The sequence below is a fragment of the Micromonospora endophytica genome, assembly GCF_003236305.1.
In the GTDB taxonomy this organism is placed as follows: Bacteria; Actinomycetota; Actinomycetes; order Mycobacteriales; family Micromonosporaceae; genus Micromonospora; species Micromonospora endophytica.
Genome location: NZ_POTX01000298.1, coordinates 1 through 6,153, shown reverse-complemented (window position 1 = coordinate 6,153; position 6,153 = coordinate 1). Strand labels below are relative to the sequence as shown.

The 6,153-nt window shown below is 69.9% G+C and carries 3 protein-coding genes; 1 reads left to right on the top strand and 2 read right to left on the bottom strand.

The window, feature by feature from the left end:
* Positions 1-2,516 (bottom strand): DNA gyrase/topoisomerase IV subunit A (locus tag C1I93_RS33405; RefSeq protein WP_111246150.1); only part of this gene is annotated, 2,516 nt, incomplete at its 3' end.
* Positions 2,517-2,547: 31 nt separating this feature from the next.
* Complete coding sequence (locus C1I93_RS27315; RefSeq protein ID WP_111246149.1) at positions 2,548-4,605, bottom strand: DNA gyrase/topoisomerase IV subunit B; 2,058 nt, start codon at positions 4,603-4,605, stop codon at positions 2,548-2,550.
* A 351-nt stretch (positions 4,606-4,956) separates the two neighbouring features.
* Between C1I93_RS27315 and C1I93_RS27310 the strand changes: the two genes are divergently transcribed.
* Positions 4,957-6,153: SGNH/GDSL hydrolase family protein (locus C1I93_RS27310; protein WP_111246151.1), on the top strand; the 1,197-nt coding region annotated here is incomplete at its 3' end.

Here is a 6,153-nt window from a genome sequence, read left to right as displayed (position 1 = left end):
CCACGTGCCTTATCGTCGGCAGCGTCAGAGGTGTATAAGAGACAGATGTGGTGGCCCACCACGGTTGGGCCGAGCATCACGGCGAACCCGGAGCCGTCCCGGCGCGGATCCGCCGCAGGCAACTCCACCGCCTCACCGTTCGCCGTCGACCCCACCGGGCGGGGACCTACCCAGGCCACGACCACGTCGGTCTCACCCTTGAGGAAACGATGGGCCCGCACCCCGGCGGTCGCCCGCCCCTTTGCCGGGTACGCCGAGAACGGCGTCACCTTCACCGTCGCGCCGGTGGAGGTGACCACCATCGGCTCACCGTGCTCCGGATCGTCCGTACGGACCGCGCCGAAGAAGACCACATGCGACCCGGCCGACAGGGCGATGCCCGCCATGCCACCACCCTTGAGCCCCTGCGGGCGGACCACGCCGGCAGGGAAGCGCAGCAGCGACGCCGCACTGGTCAGGAAGGCCAGATTTTCGGCGCCGTCGGTGAGCCAGGTCGCCCCGACCACCTCGTCGCCCTCGCGCAACCCGATCACCTCGAACTCGTCGGACCGCACCGGCCAGTCGGGAGCGCAGACCTTGACCACACCGTGCCGGGTGCCCAGCGCCAGACCGGGCGAGCCCTCGGCGGGGCCGCCGAGCGGCGCCAGACCGACAACCGTCTCCCCCGGATCCAACGGCACCAGTTCCGCGGCGGACATCCCGCCCCGCAGCGACACCGTGCCGGCCTGCTCCGGCAGCACCGGCAACGGCAACACGTCCACCTTGAATGCCCGGCCGGCACTCGTCACCAGCAGCACCCGCCCCCGGGCGGTGGAGTGCACCACGGCGCGTACCGCGTCGTGCTTGACCCGGCCGTGCCGGCGCCGCCCCTCGGCGGCCTCCTCCGACTCGGCAGCGGTACGGGCCACCAGCCCGGTCGCCGACAGGATCACCTGGCACGGGTCGTCAGCCACCTCCAGCGGACCGGCCGGCACCGACGCGGCAAGCACCTCCTTGAGGTCGCCGTCGACAAGTGTGGTCCGCCGGGGCGCGTTGAACTGCTTGACCACTGCCGCCAACTCGTCGGAGACGAGCTTCTTCAGCACCTTCTCGTCGTCCAGGATGGTGGACAACTCGGCGATCTCCGCGCGCAGCTTCTCCTGCTCGGCCTCCAACTCCAGCCGGTCGTACTTGGTCAGCCGGCGCAGCGGGGTGTCCAGGATGTAGCTGGCCTGGATCTCGGAGAGCTTGAACCGGCGCATCAGGCCGTCCTTGGCGTCTTGGGCGTCCTCGCTGGCCCGGATCAGCTTGACCACCTTGTCGATGTCGAGCAGGGCGATCAGCAGACCGTCGACCAGGTGCAGCCGCTCCTCCCGCTTACGCCGGCGATAAGCGGTGCGCCGGGTCACCACCTCGTAGCGGTGCGACAGGAAGACCTCCAGCAGCGCCTTCAACCCGAGGGTACGCGGCTGCCCGTCCACGAGCACCAGGTTGTTCACGCCGAAGGACTGCTCCAGCGGGGTGAGCCGGTAAAGATCGGCAAGCAGCGCCTGCGGGTTGACCCCCACCTTGCACTCGATCACCAGCCGGGTGCCGTTCTCCCGGTCGGTCAGGTCCTTCACGTCGGCGATGCCGGTCAACCGCTTGGTCTTGGTGACCTCGTTGGTGATCGCCGCGATGACCTTCTCCGCGCCGACGCCGTACGGCAACTCGACAACGGTGATCGCCTGCCGGCCCCGGCTGCCCTCCAGCGGGCCGATCTCCACCTTCCCGCGCATCCGCACCACGCCCCGACCGGTCTCGTACGCCCGCCGCACCTCGTCGAGGCCGAGCAGCAGGCCACCGGTGGGCAGATCCGGGCCGGGCACGAACTCCATCAGCTTGTCGAGGGTGGCGTCCGGGTGCCGGATCAGCCAGCGGGCCGCCGAGACGACCTCACCCAGATTGTGCGGGATCATGTTCGTCGCCATCCCTACCGCGATCCCGGACGTGCCGTTGACCAGCAGGTTCGGGAAGGCGGCCGGCAGCACGGTGGGTTGGGTCAGCGAGCCGTCGTAGTTGGGCTCGACGTCGACGGTCTCCTCACCCAGCTCACCGACGAGCAGCATCGCCTCCCGCGACATCCGCGCTTCCGTGTAACGCGCCGCAGCCGGTCCATCATCGGGAGATCCAAAGTTGCCATGCCCGTCGATGAGTGGGACGTTGAGCGAGAAGTCCTGCGCCATCCGGACCATCGCGTCGTAGATCGCGGTGTCGCCGTGCGGGTGGTAGCGACCCATCACGTCGCCGACCACCCGGGCCGACTTGACGTGCGCCCGGTCCGGCCGGAAGCCCGCCTCGTGCATCGAGTAGAGGATGCGCCGGTGCACCGGCTTGAGGCCGTCACGGGCATCCGGCAGCGCCCGGGAGTGGATGACCGAGAAGGCGTACTCCAGGTAGGAGTCGGAGACCTCGGTCACCAGCGGGTTGTCGAACACCCGCGCGCCGGCCCGGTCGAACGCGGAGTGGTCGGCCTTCGTGTCCTTGCGGCGTGCCATGGCTGCGCTGTCCTTCCGAAAGAGCCGGTGCTCAGGCGTCGATCGCGTCGCGGTCGACCCGGTCGGCGGAGTCGATGAGCCAGTTGCGTCGCGGCTCGACCTTCTCCCCCATCAGCAGGTCGAGGATCCGCTCGGCGGCGTCGACGTCGTCCAGGGTGATCCGGCGTACCGCGCGGGTGGCCGGGTTCATCGTGGTCTCCCACAACTCGTCGGCGTCCATCTCGCCGAGACCCTTGAACCGGGGCACGGGGGTGACGATCTGCTTGCCGCCCTGCTCCAGCTTGCGGATCGTCGCCTCCATCTCCGCCTGGGTGTAGGTGTAGACGGTCTGCGGGTTACGCCCCTTCGTGGTGATCTTGTGCAGTGGCGGCATCGCCGCGTAGAGCCGGCCGGCCTCGATCAACGGCCGCATGTAGCGGGCGAAGAGGGTGATCAGCAGCGTCCGGATGTGCGCGCCGTCGACGTCGGCGTCGGCCATGATGAGTACGCGGCCGTACCGCATCGCGGAGAGGTCGAACGTCCGCCCCGAGCCGGCCCCGAGCACCTGCACGATCGCCGCGCACTCGGCATTGTCCAGCACCTGCTGAAGGTTGGCCTTCTGCACGTTGAGGATCTTGCCCCGAATCGGAAGAAGCGCCTGATATTCGGCAGAACGGGCAAGTCGCCCTGTACCCAGGGCGCTGTCCCCTTCCACGATGAACAATTCACTCCTGTCGATACCTGACGCGCGGCAGTCGACGAGTTTGGCGGGCATGGCCGCGCCTTCGAGGGCGGTCTTGCGGCGGGCCGCGTCCTTCTGCTGCTTCTGGGTGAGCCGGACCCGGGCCGCGTCAACGATCTTCTGCAGGACCGTACGCGCCTCGGTCTTCGTCTTCCGGTCGTCGAGCCAGGACTTGAGGTGCTGCTCGACCAGTCCCTGCACGACCTTGGTGACCCCGGCGGTGGAGAGTTCGTCCTTGGTCTGCGAGGTGAACTGCGGCTCGGGCACCCGGACATGCACCACAGCGGTCATGCCCTCCAGGACGTCGTCCAGGGTGGGCGCGTCCTCCTTGGCCTTGAGCAGCCCGCGGGTGTTGCGCACGGCGTCGGCGAGGGTGCGCGCGAGGGCCCGCTCGAAGCCCTTGCGGTGGGTGCCGCCGTGCGCGTTACGGATGGTGTTGGTGAAGCACTCGACGGTGCGCTCGTAGCCGGTGCCCCAGCGCAACGCGATCTCGACCTCGGCCCGGCGCTGCACGTTGGACTGCATCACACCGTTGGCGTCGGCGGCGTTCTCCCGGTAGGTGCCCTCGCCGGTGACCAGCAGGGTGCCGGAGACGGGCCGGTCACCGGGCGGAGCGAGGAACTCCACCATCTCGGTGAGCCCGTCCGGGTAGTGGAAGACCTCGTCGGTCGACTCCTCGGCGGTGTGGTCGCGCAGGGTGTAGCTGACCCCGGGCACCAGGAAGGCGGTGTGCCGCAGCTTGGCCCGGACGGCGTCGTGGTCGAGGGTGGCGCCGGTCTCGAAGTAGCGGGCGTCGTGCCAGTAGCGGATCGAGGTGCCGGTGCGCTGGCCACGCTTGACCGCGCCGACGATCTGGAGGCCGGGGCCGGGGGTGAAGGGCGCGTCCGGGCCGTCGCCGTCGAAGACGCCCGGTACGCCGTGCCGGAACGACATGGCGTGCACCTTGCCGCCGCGACGAACGGTGACGTCGAAGCGGCGGGAGAGGGCGTTAACCGCCGAGGCGCCGACGCCGTGCAGGCCGCCGGAGGTCTTGTAGCCGGAGCCACCGAACTTGCCGCCGGCGTGCAGCCGGGTGAGCACCAGCTCGACGCCGGAGATGCCGGAGCGGGCGTGCACGTCGGTGGGGATGCCCCGCCCGTCGTCGTCGACCTGCACCGAACCGTCGGCGTGCAGGATTACCTCGATCTTCGTGGCGTGGCCGGCGACGCCCTCGTCTGTGGAGTTGTCGAGGATCTCGTTGACGAGGTGACCCACGCCACGGCTGTCGGTGGAGCCGATGTACATGCCGGGCCGCTTGCGGACGGCGTCCAGCCCTTCGAGGTGCGTAAGGTCGTCGGCCCCGTACAGGGTGTCAGGCTCTGCGGTCAACTGGTCGTACTCCCGGGTCTCGGCGATGTGCTGCCCCGCACCGTCGGCGGTCGGCCCAGCGTGGGCACGCCGCAGCGAGCGTAGCCGTACGCCCTGACACGCGACGCGGACACCCGTACGGCACGCCGAACGGGGCCGCCGCTGGTGTTCCTGCCGAGGTCAACGCCCCGGTGCCCGGCCTTATGCCGTCGGCCGGGCTCGGGACCGCGGCTCCGGCGGTGTCCGGTGGGGATGTGTACCCCAAGTGAACCAGGTGTCACAAGTGTTTCCAGCTGTCGACCTGCGTCACACCTGCGTGATCCCATCACCAACAGAGGATCTTTCATATTTCCATGCACGGATGGGAGTGCCATGTCCGGGTTGCGTCGTACCGCCGCCGCAATGGCCCTGGCCGTCGCGGCGGCGACCCTCTCCACCGCCGTCGCGGCGCCCGTCCCCGCCTCGGCGGCGCTCCCCACCGCCGCCGTCGCCCTCGGTGACAGCTTCATCAGCGGCGAGGGCGCCGGGGCGTACCAGCCGGTGGTCGATTCGACCGGGGTCGCGCAGGGCTTCCCCGGCTGGACCGCCCCGAACAGCAACGCCTTCTTCTGCCACCGGTCGGCCAACGCCTCGCTGCACCAGGCCACGCTGCCCGGCGTCCAGGACCGGTTCAACCTGGCCTGCTCCGGCGGCCAGCCACACGACATCGCCGCCGCCTCCTCGGCGCGGCCCAACGGTCGCCAGGTCGCCGCCCAGCTCGACCAACTCCGCGCGGTCGCCCGGACGCACGACATCGACGTGGTGCTGATCGGCCTCGGCTCGAACAACAGCTCGTTCACCTTCGGCGGGGTGGCCGAGAAGTGCGCCAACCGGTTCATCGCCGACGCCTGGACGGGCTGGTGGGAGTTCTGGGCGTATGTCAACGGGCCAGTGGAGCAGAAGCCCTGCGCCGACGCCGACCTGGCCACCGCCGCCCAGCTCAGCGCCGCGACCGCGGAGACCACCGCCGCGGTACGCCGGATCCTCTCCACGCTGCGCGAGGTCGACGCCGACGGTCAGCACCGGGTGGTGCTTCAGGACTACACCAACCCGCTGCCGTTGGAGCTGGAGTCGTCCTACCACTCGGAGGACAGCCGGGACGACACCCGGGACAAGTTCCGCGCCCTGGGTGCCGAGCGGTATGCCGCCGGCTGCCCGATCCACCGGGCCAGCCTGGCCCCCGGTCACCGTTTCTCGCAGGGCCTCGGCACCATCGTGCGCTCCACCCGGGACACCTTGGCCGCCGAGTTCCCCGGCGCCGAACTGGTCTACCTCAACGTGCAGCGGGCCTTCGACGGCGCCCGGCTCTGCGAGAACTCCGGCAGCCCGACCGGCACGCTGGCCACCCCGATCCGGCTGATGGACAACCCACCCAACGGCACCTTCGTCACCAGCCTCTCCGGCAAGGACAAGATCGCCATTCAGCGGATCGCGAACACCTGCGCGGCCCACTTCCAGACCTGCCAGGAGTCGTGGCACCCGAACGCCGCCGGCCACCAGATACTCGCCCAGTGCCTCACCGCCGCAGCC